This window comes from Halobacterium sp. CBA1126 (assembly GCF_009741975.1).
Taxonomy (GTDB): domain Archaea; phylum Halobacteriota; class Halobacteria; order Halobacteriales; family Halobacteriaceae; genus Halobacterium.
On sequence record NZ_WPCF01000065.1, the window covers coordinates 1 to 14,479 of the forward strand.

Sequence of the window (14,479 nt, forward strand, 5' to 3'; positions counted from 1 at the left end):
GAACCCCCGCACTACTTGAGTACGGCCAGCAACTACGACGACGGCGTCTACGACCCCGTCGAGGCGTGTTCGAGAACCCCAAATCCCGGCAGGGTCGCCGAGGACGGCAGCCACATCACGGGCACCCTCACGCTCGCGTCGGCGGCGAACCTCCGCGACATCCAGGACGCCCGCGAGCGCTACAAGGACGTCTACGTCGCGGACAAGTCCCGGACGTTCAACACCGACCTCCAGCACACCATCGAGACCCGGAACCTGCTGGACGTCGCGGAAGCCATCACGATGGGCGCGCTCGCCCGCGACGAGTTCCGCGGCGCGCACTGGCGGAAGGAACACCAGGAGCGCAAGGACGACGAGTACCTCAAGCACACGCTCGTCTCGTGGAACGACGGCGAGCCCGAGCTCTGGTACCGCCCGGTCATCCTCGAGGGCGACGAGCAGACCTACGAGCCGAAAGAGCGCTCGTACTGAGTCCCCCGCTTCGACGATTTTTCGCGGCTGACGGCGGCTACGCGCCGAGCGCTTCGAGCAGGTCGAAGCCGACGTCGAAGTGCTTCACGAGCCGGTAGCCGAGCCAGATGCCGACGATGCCCATGACGCCGGCCAGCGACGGCGGCGCGGGAATCGGGATGCGGAGGGACGCGAACACTGCGCCGACGACGACGCCGGTCAGCGTCGCGGCGACCACGAAAGCGACGTTCATGGCCGTGGCTACGCGGCGGCGACGGCAAAAGGGGCGCGGAAGCCGCTAGTCCGAGCGGTACTCCTTGCGGTAGCCGCGGAACTCCGTGCGGTGGGCTTCCTCGTCGGCGAGAATCGTGACCGCGAGGTCCTCCGTGACGGGGTCGTCGGCGTCCTCGGCGGCGTTGATGAGGTCGCGGTACGTGTCGATGGCGTCCCCTTCGGCGTCGAGCACGCCGTCGATGACCGACAGCACGTCCGTCGTGTCCTCCGGGGGCTGGAGGCTGTGCTGGTGGGGTTCGAACTCCGCGGACGCGGGCGGCTGCTCGTCGAGCTGCTTGAGGCGCTCGCCGAGCTGTTCGGCGTGCCCGAGCTCCTCCTGGATGTCCGCCTGCAGGGACTCCTTGATCTCCTCGGCGCGCACGCCGTCGAGGACGATGGAGTTCGTCATGTAGTTCATCACGGTCTCGATCTCGTCGCCGTACGCCTTCCGCAGCAGTCGCGTGACCTCCTCGCTTGACATACCGGCGACTACGCGGTCGGGTCTTAAAGAACCAGGTGGCCGGCGGCGGCTACTCGCCGCGGACGTCGTGCATGTGGTCGATGCGGTCCTGCAGCAGTGCTCGCGTCCCGATGTCGCGGCGCACGCGCAGCCCCTCGGGGAGGTCGCCGAGCGCGGCGCTGGCTTCGGCTTCGGCGTCCGGAATCGAGGATCCGAACCCGACGACGGCGTACGACCGCGAGGTCGTCGTGTAGATGCCGTCGTCGCGGGCGTCGACGCTCGCGTAGAACAGTCTGGCGTCGTCGAGGTCGTCGGCGTCGACGGTGACCCGCGTGCCGCCCTCGGGGTCCGTCGGGTAGCCGTCGGGGACGACGTACTTGCAGACCGTGGCGACGTCCGCGAACTCGGGGTCCGGGAGCGGGTCGTCGTCGCGGGCGGCGGTGAGCACGTCGAGCAGCGGCGTCTCCATCGTCGGCAGCGTGTTCAGCGCCTCGGGGTCGCCGAAGCGCGCGTTGAACTCCACGACCTTCGGGCCGTCGCTGGTGAGCATGAACTGGCCGTAGAGGACGCCGCGGTACTTCGGGAGGGCGTCGACGACGGCTTCCAGCGTCTCCACGCACGCCTCGTACTCGTCGTCGGTGACGAACGGGAGCGTCCAGTCGGGGCCGGTGTAGCTGCCCATGCCGCCCGTGTTCGCGCCCTCGTCGCCTTCGAGCGCGCGGCCGTGGTCGTGGGCGACCGGCGTCGGCCGGACGTCGCGGTTCGCGACGAACGCCTGTACGGTGACTTCCTCGCCGACGAGGCGCTCCTCGACGACCCACTCGTCGTGCTCCGAGGAGCGCACGTAGTCTGCGGCCTCCCGCTTGGAGAGCTGGTCGCCGGTGACGCGGACGCCCTTCCCGCCGGTGAGGCCGGCGGGCTTGACGGCGACGTGGCCGTCGACGGATTCGACGTAGTCGGCCGCGGCGTCGGAGTCCTCGAACGTCTCGAACGCCGCCTGCCCGGGGACGTCGTGTTCGGCCATGAACTCCCGCTGGAACGTCTTGTCCGTCTCGATGCGGGCGTCGGCCTGCTTCGGGCCGAACGCGTACACGCCCTCGTCGTCGAGGGCGTCCACGACGCCGGCGGCGAGCGGGCCCTCCGGGCCGACGACCGCGAGCGTCGCGTCCACGTCGAGCGCGTAGTCGACGACCGCGTCGGGGTCTTCGGTGTCGAGCTCGCGGAAGCCGTCCGCGAGCGACGCGATGCCGGGGTTGCGGTTGCCCGCGGCGGCGTACAGTTCGCAGTCGTCGGCGAGTTCTTCGGCGATGGCGTGCTCGCGGCCGCCGCCGCCGACCAGCAGGACTCGTTCGGTCATACCCCGAACGACTGTACACGTGAGTGTAAACGTTACGCTACATTCGGCGATAGATATGCAGAAACGTGCTATTCGCGGGGCGTGGCGTTCGCGTCGGCGTCGAGGCGCATCTCTAGTTCGTCGCCGTCGAGCGAGAGCGTCACGGCCAGCGCGAGCGGGTCCTCCTCCACGACGCGCTCGTCCGCGTCCCAGACGGGGAGCTCCCACACCGGCGTCTCGAAGCCGTCGACGCCGCGCTCGTACCAGAACGAGACCACCGCGGGGTGCCGTGCGAGCACGAGCCCCGGCGGCACCGTCACCGGCGTATCGCAGACCGTACAGGTGCTGACGTACGCGAACGGTAACACCTCGTGGCCGGTGCGGGAGAGCTCGGTTTCGACGACGCCGTCGCAGACCGTGCAGACGCCCGCGGCGACGCACTCCGCGGTCTGGAGCGCGCTGAGCGACGCCACCGCGGCGAGCCCCTCGCTGTCGCGGTCCGCGGCCGGCGGCTGCACGAGCGACTGCGGGAGCAGGTGGTCGTTCTCGCAGGCCACGGTGACGACGCCGTCCTCGTAGGAGACGGCGAGCGGCGACCCGCAGCCCGGACAGGTGCCGTCGATTCGCTCGGCGTCCACGGACTCCGAGGACTCGAAGCCCGCGGCGACGAGCGCCGCGAGGCGCGTGCCGGCGGGAGTCAGCCGGTACCCCGCCGCCGTGTCCGCGACGAACCGCCCCGTCAGCTTCCGGAGGTGGTGGTTGAAGTTCCCGGAGTCGCGGACGCCGACGCGCTCGCGCAGCTCCGAGAACGCCAGCCCCCCGTCCGGGTCCCGTCGGCGGTGCGCGGCGAGTTCGCGCAGGATTCCGGCGCGCGTCTCGTCGGCGAGCAGCGCGAAGGCGTCCATGGCGGCACACACCGGCCGAACAGTCAAATTACTTACTGTATCGCGGTGCTGGAGAGGTATTTCACGGTCGCTCCCGTGGACCCGGACATGTCGCTGAGCTCCCGCACCCGGCGCCTCGTCCGCCGACCGAACCACGGCGTCCTGCGAGCGGGGATACGCGCCGTCGTCCCCGTCCTCGTCCTGCTGGTCGCCTTTGTCGCGCTCTCGACGGCACTCGGTGGCACCAGACGGCCGTACGGGCTGGCCGCCGCACAGGTCACACAGGCCGGCCTCGCCGTCGCCTTCCTCGCGGCGTGGGCGCGCTACGTCGACCACCGCGAACTCGGGAAGTACGGGGTCCGAGTCGACGCGGACTGGCTGCTCGACCTCGCGGGCGGCGCGCTCGTCGCCGGTGCCGTCGTCGCCGGGAGCGTCGCGTCCGGCGTCGCGCTCGGCTGGCTGGACGTGACCGCGGTCGCGCACTACCCGGACGGCTCGTTCGTGCCCGCCGTCGCGGCGTACGTCGTCGCGTTCGCCGGCGTCGCCGTCTGGGAGGAGGTGGCGTTCCGCGCGCTGTTCCTCACGAACGCCGCCGAGGGGTTCCGGCGGTGGGCGAGCCGGCGGACCGCCGTCGTCGTCGCGTGGGTCGTCGTTTCGGTCGTGTTCGGCGCCCTCCACCTGAACCAGGCGCCGACCCCGGCGTCGGTGCTCCTCTGGGTCGTCGTCGGCTCCGTCCCCGGGCTCGCGTACGTGCTCACGGGACAGCTCGGGTTCGCGGTCGGCTTCCACTTCGCGGTCGACGCCGTCGTCAACGCCGGCTTCAACCTCGGTGGCGCCGCGGGCGTCCCGTCGTTCGTCCGCCTCGCGGCGACCGGACCGGACGCCATGCTCGGCGTCACCGGCTACCTCACGGTCGGCTGGCTCGCGCTCTCGGTCCCGCTCGCGCTCGCGTGGATCGCCGCCCGCCACGGCCTCTCCGTCGACGTCGAAATCGGCTCGCGGTGAGGCAGCGGGGATTTACCCGCCCGCGGCTCCGAGACGTACCCATGTCCGACCCCACCGCGCGGAACCGCCTCGACGAGGCGGCGAGCCCGTACCTCCGCCAGCACGCCGACAACCCCGTCAACTGGCAGCCGTGGGACGAGGCGGCCTTCGAGGCCGCCCGCGAGCGCGACGTCCCCATCTTCCTCTCCATCGGCTACTCGGCGTGTCACTGGTGTCACGTCATGGAGGAGGAGTCGTTCTCCGACCCCGAGGTCGCCGACGTGCTGAACGAGCAGTTCGTCCCCATCAAGGTCGACCGCGAGGAGCGCCCGGACGTCGACTCGCTGTACATGACCGTCTGTCAGGCCGTCCGCGGCGGCGGCGGGTGGCCGCTGTCCGCGTTCCTCACGCCCGAGAAGGAGCCGTTCTACGTCGGGACGTACTTCCCGAAGGAGGCCGAGCGGAACCAGCCGGGCTTCCTCCCGCTGGCGAAGCGCGTCGCCAACGAGTGGACGCAGAACCGCGAGGAGCTCGAGGAGCGCGCCGACCAGTGGATGAGCACCGCCCGGGGCGAACTCGAATCGCTCCCGGACCCCATCGACGTCGGCGACGAGAGCCCGCTGCTGGACGCCGCGGACGACCTCGTGCGGGCGACCGACCCCGACCACGGCGGGTTCGGGCGCGCGCCGAAGTTCCCGCAGGCCAGCCGGGTGAACGCGCTCCTTCGCGCGCACCACCGGCAGTCGGCGGCCGACACGCGGTACGGCGACGCCGCCCGGAACGCGCTCGACGCGATGGCCGGCGGCGGCCTCTTCGACCACCTCGGCGGCGGCTTCCACCGGTACTGCACGGACGCCGACTGGACGGTCCCGCACTTCGAGAAGATGCTGTACAATCAGGCCGCGCTCGCGGCGCTGTACGTCGACGGCTACCGGCTGTTCGGCGAAGAGCGCTACGCGGACGTGGTCGACGAGACGCTCGGGTTCGTCGACCGCGAACTCGGCCACCCGGACGGCGGCTTCTACGCGACGCTGGACGCCCGGAGCGCGCCGCCGGAGCACCCCGAGGGCGACCACGAGGAGGGCGCGTTCTACGTCTGGACGCCCGAGGACGTGGCCGACGCAGTGAGCGAGTACGCCGCGGACGCACCCGCCGACGCGCCCGACGACGTGCTCGCGGACCTCGCCTGCGCGCGCTACGGCGTCGACGCCGCGGGGAACTTCGAGGACGGCCAGACGGTGCTCACCGTCTCCGCCTCACTCGAAGCACTCGCCGCGGAGTTCGACCGGAGCGAGAGCGAGGCCGCGGACCTGCTGGCCGCCGCGGAGGAGCGCCTACGGGTCGCCCGCGAGGACCGCCCGCGGCCCGCGCGCGACGAGAAGGTGCTCGCCGGGTGGAACGGCCTGATGGCGACGGCGTACGCGGAAGCCGGCCTCGCGCTCGACAGCGAATACGCCGAACGCGCCACCAAGGCAGTCGAGTACGTCCGCGAGACGCTGTGGAACGGCGACCGGCTCTCCCGGCGCGTCATCGACGGCGACGTCGCCGGCGTCGGCTACGCCGAGGACTACGCGTACCTCGCGGCGGGCGCGCTCGCGACCTACGAGGCGACCGGCAGCCGCGACCACCTCGGGTTCGCGCTCGACCTCGCGGACGCGCTGCTCGCGGAGTGCTACGACGCGGAGACGGGCGCGCTCTACCAGACCCCGGAATCGGTCGAGGACGTCGACGTGCGCTCCCAAGAGGTCGCGGACGGTCCGACGCCGTCCCCCGTGGGGGTCGCCGCCGAGACGTTGCTCGCGCTGGACGCCTTCGACCCCGACGCTGGGTACGGTGACGCAGCGAGCGCGATGCTCGAACGCTACGGCGGCCGCGCGGAGACGACGCCGACGAGCCACGCGACGCTCGCGCTCGCCACGGACACTCACGCGAACGGCCTCCTGGAGGTCACCGTCGCCGCGGACGCGCTCCCGGACGAGTGGCGCGAGACTATCGGAGCGTCCTATCTCCCGCACCGGCTGCTGACCGTGCGACCGCCCACTGAGTCGGGAATCGACGCGTGGCTGGACGACCTCGAGCTGGACTCGGCGCCGCCCATCTGGGCGGAGCGCGGCGCGGTCGACGGCGAGCCCGCGGCGTACGTCTGCCGGCGCGCGTGCTCGCCGCCCGTGACGACGACCGAAGCAATCAGCGAGTGGCTCGCGGAGTTCCGCGTCTAGAGCTGGTCGGCGAGGTAGACCGCCGGCGAGACGCGCTCCTCCTCGACGAAGCGCGCGAGCTCCTCGCCGTCGCGTTCGATGACGATGGTCGGGATGAGTTCGATGCCGTACTCCTCGACCTTCGGCCCGTACTTCTCGCCGTCTTCGCGCTCGACGGGGTAGTGTTCGACGTTCTCGACGCCCGCGGCCTCCAGCGCGGCCGCGAAGTCCGGGAGCTGGCTGCGGCAGTCCCCACACCAGTCGGCGCCCCAGACGCGGACGGTCACGTCGTCGCCGAGGCTCTCGAACGCGTCCACGACCTCCGGGTAGGACTTCGCGTCCCACGCCGGGTTCGGCTCCATCGTGCTCAGGCTCATACCCAGTCGTTGGCGCGACGCGGGCAAAAGGCTCGCGCTCGCGGCGACGCTCCACTCGTCGGCCGACCAGCCCCGTCGGCGGCTCTCCGCGCCGTCGCGTGGCGTCGCGTCGAATCCGGCAGGGACTGTCGCGGCCCGTCACACGTTTAGTGGGGGACTGCGTAGACGGGGCTAATGAAGGACAGCATCCTCGAGGCCATCGGGTCGCCGCTCGTCCGCGTCCCCGCTCCCGAGGGCGCGACGGTCGCGGCGAAACTCGAGGCGTTCAACCCCGGCGGTCGGCGAAAGACCGACCCGCCCGCGAGATGGTGCTGGCCGCCGAGCGCGAGGGCCACGTCTCGCCCGGCGACCGCCTCGTGGAGGCCACCAGCGGGAACACGGGCATCGGCCTCGCGGTCGTCGCGGCCGCCCGCGGCTACGACCTCACCATCGTCATGCCGGCGTCGATGTCCGAGGAGCGCCGGCGGCTCCTCCGCGCGTACGGCGCGGACCTCGAACTCGTCGAAGGTGACATGGAGACCGCGAACGAACGCGCCGACCGGCTCGCCGCCGAGGACGGCGGGTTCCGCGTCTCCCAGTTCGAGAACCCCGCGAACCCCCGCGCGCACTACCGAACGACCGCCGAGGAGATCATCGAGCAGGTCAAGGGCCGGGAGGTCGACGCGTTCGTCGCCGGCGTCGGCACCGGCGGGACCATCACAGGCACTGCGACCCGCCTGAAGGAGGAGTACCCCGACATGGAGGTCGTCGCGGTCGAACCAGCGGACAACGCCGTGCTCTCCACCGGCGAGTCCGGCGACGACGACTTCCAGGGGATGGGCCCGGGGTTCGTCAGCGACCTCCTCGACCGCGACCTCATCGACAGCGTCGAGACGGTCGCCGTCGAGGACGCCGAAGCGAGGTCCCGCGAACTCGCGCGCGAACACGGCATCCTCGTCGGGCAGTCCAGCGGCGCCGCCTACGTCGCCGCCGAACGCGTCGCCGAACGCGTCGCCGAACCCGGGCTGAACTGCCCGGAAGCCGCCTTCGACGCCAGCGACCTCGCGGACGCCGGCCTCGACGAGGACGCGCTCGCGGACGGCGGCAGCGAGTACGACGACTGCCCGCTTGTCGTCACGGTGTTCCCGGACTCCGGGGAGCGGTACCTCTCGGCGGGCGTCTTCGACGCGTAGTCAGGCTTCGAACTCGTCTTCGGTCACGCGCACGACGACCGTCTCCTCGACGTCCCGGAGGTCGTAGTCGGGGCGCTCGCCCTGCACGCGCGTGACGTACATCGGCTCGACGAGCTCGCCGTCCTCGACGCCGTAGACTTTCAGCCGCGCGTCCGTCTCCGGCGCGCGCACGTCGCCGTCCCTGACCTCCGCGGCGAGAGCGCGGGAGAGCCACTCGTCGTCGGCGACCGAGGGCTCGAGGACGAACGCCTCCTCGGCGAGCCGGACGAGATACCAGTTCAGGTCGTTCAACAGCGACACCGCGGCGCCGAGGCTCACGGTCTCGACGGCGACCGTGTTCTCGTACGGCGACCGGACGTCGTAGGTCGCCAGCGCCCGGCGCGCGGTCTCGTACTCGAACAGCTCCGTGCGGAGGTCGACGTCGTCGCTACCGACGATGCAGACGCGCGTCACGCCGGCATCCCTCCGGAGACCTCGACGCCCTCGGCGGCCTCCCGCGCCCACTCGAAGAGGTCGTCGGGTTCGTCCTTGCGGACACTGTCCATCGACGCGGCGGTCAGCGGCTGGCTGGGCGCGAGTCGCTGACACCCGACGTCTAGCGTGGAGTCGCGGTACGTGCCGATGTCGCGGGCGCGAGCGATGATCTCCTGTTTGTCGAGCGCGAACAGCGGCCGGTGGACCGGGAGGTCGGTGACGCGGTCGACGACCGCGAAGTTCGCGGCGGTCTGGCTGGACTTCTGGCCGAGGGACTCGCCGGTGACGACGCCGACGGCGCCGACCCGTTCGGCGAACCGTTCCGCGAGCCGGTACATGAACCGGCGGTAGGAGAGCATGCGCGTCCGGCCGACCTCCTCGCCGAGCCGTTCGACTGCCTCGCCGGCGGGCGCGACGCGCAGCCGGAGGTCGAAGTTCGGCGCGTACGCGGCGAGCCGTCGCGCCGTCTCCTCGGCGCGAGCCCGGTGGTCGGGGCCGCCGTACGGCCCGAGGTCGAGGTACAGCGGTACGACGGGCGACCCGCGCTTCATCGCCTCCCACGCCGCGACCGGCGAGTCGATGCCGCCGGAGACCAGCGCCACGAGCGGCTTCTGGCTACCCAGCGGCATCCCGCCGGGACCGTCGCGCTTCTCCACGAAGACGAACGCCTCGTCGTGGCGGACTTCGACGAAGAACGTGAGGTCGGGGTCGTCGAGGTCGACTTCGGGGCGGAGCTCGTCCTCGACGGCGTGCCAGACGGCGTCCCCGCCCGCGCGGTTGACGTCGTGGCTGTCGAAGTCGTGGTCGCCGACGCGGCGCGCGTCGACGGCGTACGCGCCGCCGTCGTAGCACTCGCGGGCGGTCAGCGCGAGCGCGCCGCGAATCGCGTCGAGTTCGGCTGGCACGGAGAGCGCGGGGCTGGCGGAGACGACGCCGAACGTGTCCGCGGCGGCGTCGGCGGCGGCGTCGGGGTCGGACGTGCGGACGAGCAGGCGTCCCCACTCGCGGTCGACGTCGCCCGGGACGTCGCGGTCGTCGAGGATAGCTTGGAGGTTCTCGCGGAGCCGACGCTCCATGTCGGACTGCACCGAACTCGACTTCACGCCGACGTCGCCGTGCCGGACGACGACGGCGTCCGCACCGGGCGGTAGCATGGTAGGAGGAAGCCGACCCGGCAGTAAACACCTATCGCCTGCTGGCGGACAGAACACTCGCAGACCGGGGTGGGTTCGAGCAGGTGGCGCCGCGTCGCGGGCCGGCTCGCCACGCTCCCGCCTCGACCGGACCCGCGCCAGTGGTTACGTCACGCGACGGGTTGGTCCCGGCCACCTACTTGAACCCGTCACGCGACGGGTTGGTCCCGGCCACCTACTTGAACCTGCGCAGCCGACGCCGTGTCTGCAAGCCGAGAATCCTAACAGCGAGCATCCGCGACCCGAGTGGCTCGAAGAGCCCGGAAGGGTCGCGGTTCACTGCGCGAACGGCGCGAGGCGCGAGGGACGAGCGCCACGGTTTGTGCGAACGGTGAGCGTAGCGAGCCGTGAGCAGCGGGCCGTGAGCGCAGGCCGACGACTGAGGGGAGTGAGCGCAGCGAACGAACCGAAGGAGGAGTGCTTTTGGCCGAGCTTTTGCCGAGCGAGCGGCGGCGGAGCCGCCGCGAGCGCAGCGCAAAAGGTCGCTTAGAACGTATCCAGTTCGCCGTCGATGACGCGCTGGGTGACGTCGGTGATGGCGGCGAGTTCGTCGTCGACGATGGCTTCGACGTCGGCTTCGACATCCGAGACGTCGAGGCCGTCTTCAGTGACGACGTGGACGTCGGCGACGTGGGGCTGGTCAATAGGGCGACCGATCTGGGAGAGCAGGCGGACGCGGAGGTCGCGGATGCCGTCGACGTCGGCGACGACGCTCTCGGCGATCTCGGTGGAGACGAGGTTGTAGATCTTCCCGATGTGGTTGACGGGGTTCTTCCCGGAGGTGGCTTCCATGCTCATCGACCGGTTCGGGGTGATGAGGCCGTTCGCGCGGTTGCCGCGGCCGACGCTGCCGTCGTCGCCCTGTTCGGCGCTCGTGCCCGTGGTAGTGAGGTAGATGGAGCCGGAGTCGTAGTCGTCGGCGGTGTTGACGTGGACGGTGACGCGGCGGTCGGTGTAGTCGGCGGCGAGGTCGTGGACGTGCTCGCGGACGGCCTCGACTTCGGCCTTGTAGGCTTCGAGGTCCTCGACGTGGGCGTCGACGAGCGCGGCGGCGACGGTGAGGTCGATGTGGTCGCCTTCGCGTTTCCCCATGACTTTGACGTCCTCGCCGACGGCCGGGTTGGCGTCGCCGTAGGGGCCGTTGAGGGACTGTTCGGTCTCGTAGACGATGCGTTCGGTCTCCGTGAGGGGTGCGTGGCCGACGCCGAAGCTGGTGTCGTTGGCCATCGGGACGGCGGGGCCGTCTTCGACGAAGACTTCCTGGAGGTCACCGGAGCCTTCGCCGAGTTTGACGTCGACGACGACGTCGGTCTCGAGGTCGAGGTTGGGGAAGTGCTCGCGGAGGTAGTCGCGGGCGGCTTCCAGCGCGAGGGACTCGACGGGGATGTGGTACTCGGTGCCGTCGTCGTCGACGTAGTGGCTGGTGGCGCGGCCGACGACGAGGATGTAGATGGGGTCGACGACTTCGCCGCCGCCGAACGCGGGCGCGGCGGTGCCGGCGACGAGCTGGGTCTCGTCGGTGTTGAAGTGGAGGACTTCGCCGACGCGGTCGATGTACTCGCGGGCGAGCCGCTCGCAGACGTGTTCGGCGATGCCGTCGCAGATGGAGTCGGGGTGGCCGAGGCCTTTTCGTTCGACAATCTCGACCGCTTCGTCCTCGACCGCTCCGCGGTCGAGAGACTGAACCTGGATGTTCCGCTCGGTCATTACGCAAGCGTTGCCGGCCTCCGCTCCTATAACTTGCGAAAAGCACGACGCCCGATAATATTCCTCTCGCGCATACCAAGTCAGTCGTCGGCGAGCAACAGCCCGAGGTAGGAGGTCCGAATCTGGTCGTCGGGGTCGAGGCCGAGTCGCCGGAGGAGCGCGTAGGCGTCCTCGCGGGCGGCTTCGACCTCGCCGTCGGTCTCGACCTCGGTCTCCACTTCGACGTACTCGCCGACGCCCTCCACGGCGTCCAGGAGAACTTCGAACCCGTCGACGTGGTGGGTCTCGCGGAGTTTGCGGACCGTCGCCGCGGGGTCGAAACCGAGCCGCGAGAAGATTTCGCGGGCGGTCTCCCCGCTCCCGACGAGCGTCTCGAACTCCTCGCGTGACTTCGACTCGGCCTCCAGCAGCGGCCCCTTGTACGTCACCCGGGACTCGCCCTCCGCGAGGTGTTCACCGTCGAGCACCGCGTCGATGGCCGCCGCGAGCCCGCCGTCGACGGCGTCGCGCTCGAACGCCTCGCTCGCGGTCGCGACCCGGCGCACGCGCAGCGCCTCGTCGGTCTCCGCGAAGTCGCGGTGGGGGGCGTCGAAGTACGTGTCCGCCTGTGCCACCGTCCCGGCGCGCTCGCGCCCGCGTCCGCCAGCGCCGCGCGGACCGCGTCGTGGTCCGCCGGCACCTTCACCTCCACTTCGTACATGCACGAGGGGTCGCGAGCACCGCGGAAAAACACGACGCTTCGGGGGAGTCGAGCGGTGCGTCGGTCGTTCCGCGTACCGACCCGGCACCGAGCGAACACGGCCGAACGTCGACCCCGACCGGCGACTCACCGCGTGGGTCTCGGTGGACGCCGACGCCCTCGTGTCGTTAACCGAGAACCGGTGACCGCGCCAGCGGCGGCGGCGGCGCTCGCGGCCGCGAAACGTGATTCTTAAGGGTGGAACGGGAGTGCGTACTGGTATGAGCGACGAAACTGAGGCCGAGACGGCCGACGAATCCGAGACAGAACAGGGCGGACTCCAGGAGGGCGACTTCGTAGAGCTCTCCTACACCGCCCGAACGGTCGACAGCGACGAACTCGTCGACACGACCGACGAGGCGGTCGCCGAGGAGGAGGGCGTCGACACCGAGGAACAGGACTTCTCCCCGCGCACCATCGTCATCGGCGAGGGTCACATCTTCGAAGCCGTCGAGGACGACCTCGTGGGCAAGGAGGTCGGCGACACCGGTAGCGTCGTCGTCGAGCAGGCGTTCGGCGAGTACGACGAGGACGAAGTCCGCACGGTCTCCGCGAACAAGCTCCCCGAGGACGAGCGCTACCCCGGCGCGCACGTCGACATCGAGGGCGAGCACGGCCACGTCGAAGCCGTCATCGGCGGCCGCGCCCGCGTCGACTTCAACCACCCGCTCGCCGGCGAGGACGTCGAGTACGAGTACGAGATTCTCGACGAGGTCGAGGGCACCGTCGAGAAGGCCCGCGGCCTCCTGAAGATGTACTTCGACGCCGACCTCGACATGCACCTCGAGACCGACGAGGTCGAAGAGGAGGTCACCGAGGAGAACGACGAGGGCGAGACGGAGACCACCACGGAGACCGTCGAGAAGGAGACGCTGTACATCGAGCAGTCCCCGCAGCTCCAGTTCAACCAGCAGTGGATGATGGGCAAGGACCAGATCCTCAACCAGATCATCGACATGCTGGACGTCGACCGCGTCATCGTCCAGGAGATTATCGACGGCCAGCCCGCTGGCATGCCCGGCATGATGGGCGGCATGGGCGGCATGGGCGGCGAGGACCTCGGCGACGTCGAGGACGCCCTCGAGGACGCCGACGTCGACGCCGACGAGATCGTCGACGAGCTCGACGTCGAAGACGAAGCCTAACGTCGTCGGTTCCGGCCGCTCGGCCCGTTTTTCTTCGCGGCGAGAACTCCGTCCGGTAGCTGCGCGGTCAGGCGATGTCGCGGCTGGTGTCGACCTGCACGCGCTCGCCGAGGTTCAGCTTGATCGAGGAGTCCAGGGCGGTGCCGCCGCGGAACTTCGGGACGGTGAGCCGCGTCTCGACCTCGTCGTTGTGCTCCTCGACGCGCAGCTCGAAGACGACGTCGGCCATGTGCTCGGTGGTGCCGCGGAGTTCGGGGGCGTGGTCGGTGTCCAGGCAGTGCAGGACGGCGATGCCGCCGACGTTCCGCATGTGGTTGCCGAGCTCGTTGAGGAAGTTCTCGTAGCGCCCGCGGTCCGCGCGCTCGAGGGCGTCCGCGGGGTCGATGATGACCGTCGACTCCGGGGGGACGCTGCGGAACGCGCGGCGGGCGTTCTCGATGGCGTCCGCGCCCGGGATGTAGCCGACCTCGGGGTCGCCCGTCGGGGCGTCCGTCGCGTCGAAGGCGTCCCTGACGGCCTGCTCGGTGCGGTTCGTGGTGAGGTACAGCGTGGGCCGCGGGCGCGTGAGTTCGTACAGCAGCAGCTCTCCCTGACTGGCCGGTGGCGCCTCGTAGGCGACCACCGTGCCGGCCGGCACGCCGCCGCCGAGCTCCCGGTCGAGGACGTCCACGCCGGTGGAGAGCCGCTCGCGCATGCGTCCTCTGTAGGAGGCGGGCGCAGGTTAAGTATTTGGCTCGGCGTAGTCGGCGAGCGTCGCGTACGCCGCGGCCGTCTCGGGCGCGTCGAGGGGCGAACTGACGCCGGGAACCGGCACCGTGTCGGCGGCCGCCGCGTTCGCGAGCCCGGCCGGAACGTCGGCCGCCCGCGTGACGGCGACGGCCCGGACCGGCGTCCCCACGGCGCGCGCCATCGCGGCGGTCTTCACCGCGTCCTCGACGCCCTCCCGACCGTCGGTCGCGACGACGACGCAGGCGTCGGCGGCGCGCAGCGGCCGGACCGCGGCCTCGCTCGCGCCGGCGGGACAGTCGAGGACGACCGGTCGGGGGTCGTCGAGCGCGTCGAGCGCAGCGGCGAGGTCGTCGCCGTC

The 14,479-nt window shown here is 70.9% G+C and carries 13 protein-coding genes and 3 pseudogenes; 5 read left to right on the forward strand and 11 right to left on the reverse strand.

The window, feature by feature from the left end; genetic code table 11:
• Positions 1 to 471 (forward strand): annotated as a pseudogene (locus tag GJ634_RS09980) (hypothetical protein); the annotation flags it as partial.
• Between the two features lie 37 nt (positions 472 to 508).
• Here GJ634_RS09980 and GJ634_RS09985 read toward each other — a convergent pair.
• The 4 genes from GJ634_RS09985 to GJ634_RS10000 form a co-directional block, all read right to left on the reverse strand.
• Positions 509 to 703 carry a XapX domain-containing protein gene (locus tag GJ634_RS09985; RefSeq protein ID WP_157502605.1) on the reverse strand — a complete coding sequence of 65 codons (195 nt, stop codon included), beginning with the start codon at positions 701 to 703 and terminating at the stop codon, positions 509 to 511.
• Positions 704 to 748: 45 nt separating this feature from the next.
• The gene (locus GJ634_RS09990; protein WP_157502607.1) at positions 749 to 1,204 is read right to left on the reverse strand and encodes a ferritin-like domain-containing protein; all 456 of its coding nucleotides are present in this window, start codon (positions 1,202 to 1,204) and stop codon (positions 749 to 751) included.
• Between the two features lie 49 nt (positions 1,205 to 1,253).
• The gene (purD, locus tag GJ634_RS09995; RefSeq protein ID WP_157502609.1) at positions 1,254 to 2,540 is read right to left on the reverse strand and encodes a phosphoribosylamine--glycine ligase; all 1,287 of its coding nucleotides are present in this window, start codon (positions 2,538 to 2,540) and stop codon (positions 1,254 to 1,256) included.
• A 68-nt stretch (positions 2,541 to 2,608) separates the two neighbouring features.
• Positions 2,609 to 3,424, reverse strand: a complete 816-nt coding sequence (locus GJ634_RS10000) for a helix-turn-helix transcriptional regulator (RefSeq protein WP_157502611.1) — start codon at positions 3,422 to 3,424, stop codon at positions 2,609 to 2,611.
• A gap of 87 nt (positions 3,425 to 3,511) precedes the next feature.
• Between GJ634_RS10000 and GJ634_RS10005 the strand changes: the two genes are divergently transcribed.
• Positions 3,512 to 4,408 carry a type II CAAX prenyl endopeptidase Rce1 family protein gene (locus GJ634_RS10005; protein WP_157502613.1) on the forward strand — a complete coding sequence of 299 codons (897 nt, stop codon included), beginning with the start codon at positions 3,512 to 3,514 and terminating at the stop codon, positions 4,406 to 4,408.
• 41 nt (positions 4,409 to 4,449) lie between these two features.
• Positions 4,450 to 6,606, forward strand: coding sequence for a thioredoxin domain-containing protein (locus GJ634_RS10010; RefSeq protein ID WP_157502615.1), 2,157 nt, complete (start codon positions 4,450 to 4,452; stop codon positions 6,604 to 6,606).
• Here GJ634_RS10010 and GJ634_RS10015 read toward each other — a convergent pair.
• Positions 6,603 to 6,962, reverse strand: a complete 360-nt coding sequence (locus tag GJ634_RS10015; protein ID WP_157502617.1) for a thioredoxin family protein — start codon at positions 6,960 to 6,962, stop codon at positions 6,603 to 6,605. The genes GJ634_RS10010 and GJ634_RS10015 overlap by 4 nt on opposite strands.
• Positions 6,963 to 7,136: 174 nt before the next feature.
• Between GJ634_RS10015 and GJ634_RS10020 the strand changes: the two are divergent.
• Positions 7,137 to 8,134, forward strand: a pseudogene (locus tag GJ634_RS10020) (PLP-dependent cysteine synthase family protein).
• Here GJ634_RS10020 and GJ634_RS10025 read toward each other — a convergent pair.
• From GJ634_RS10025 to cyaB, 4 genes and pseudogenes are all read right to left on the reverse strand, one after another.
• On the reverse strand, positions 8,135 to 8,587 hold the full coding sequence (locus GJ634_RS10025) for a DUF5804 family protein (RefSeq protein ID WP_331714101.1): 453 nt from the start codon (positions 8,585 to 8,587) through the stop codon (positions 8,135 to 8,137).
• The gene (locus GJ634_RS10030; protein WP_157502619.1) at positions 8,584 to 9,762 is read right to left on the reverse strand and encodes a tRNA sulfurtransferase; all 1,179 of its coding nucleotides are present in this window, start codon (positions 9,760 to 9,762) and stop codon (positions 8,584 to 8,586) included. Before GJ634_RS10030 ends, GJ634_RS10025 begins: the two co-directional genes overlap by 4 nt.
• A gap of 525 nt (positions 9,763 to 10,287) precedes the next feature.
• Positions 10,288 to 11,508 (reverse strand): methionine adenosyltransferase, encoded by a 1,221-nt coding sequence (locus tag GJ634_RS10035; protein WP_157502621.1) that lies wholly within the window; start codon positions 11,506 to 11,508, stop codon positions 10,288 to 10,290.
• 80 nt (positions 11,509 to 11,588) lie between these two features.
• A pseudogene (gene cyaB / locus GJ634_RS10040) lies at positions 11,589 to 12,208 on the reverse strand (class IV adenylate cyclase).
• A 260-nt stretch (positions 12,209 to 12,468) separates the two neighbouring features.
• On the opposite strand from cyaB, the gene GJ634_RS10045 reads away from it, so the two are divergent.
• Positions 12,469 to 13,392: a peptidylprolyl isomerase gene (locus GJ634_RS10045; RefSeq protein WP_157502623.1), complete on the forward strand. Its 924-nt coding sequence runs from the start codon at positions 12,469 to 12,471 to the stop codon at positions 13,390 to 13,392.
• A gap of 67 nt (positions 13,393 to 13,459) precedes the next feature.
• Here the strand turns inward: GJ634_RS10045 and GJ634_RS10050 are convergent, their stop codons facing one another.
• Positions 13,460 to 14,086, reverse strand: a complete 627-nt coding sequence (locus tag GJ634_RS10050; RefSeq protein WP_157502625.1) for a transcriptional regulator — start codon at positions 14,084 to 14,086, stop codon at positions 13,460 to 13,462.
• Between the two features lie 27 nt (positions 14,087 to 14,113).
• Positions 14,114 to 14,479 (reverse strand): MinD/ParA family protein (locus GJ634_RS15535; RefSeq protein ID WP_394350887.1); only part of this gene is annotated, 366 nt, incomplete at its 5' end.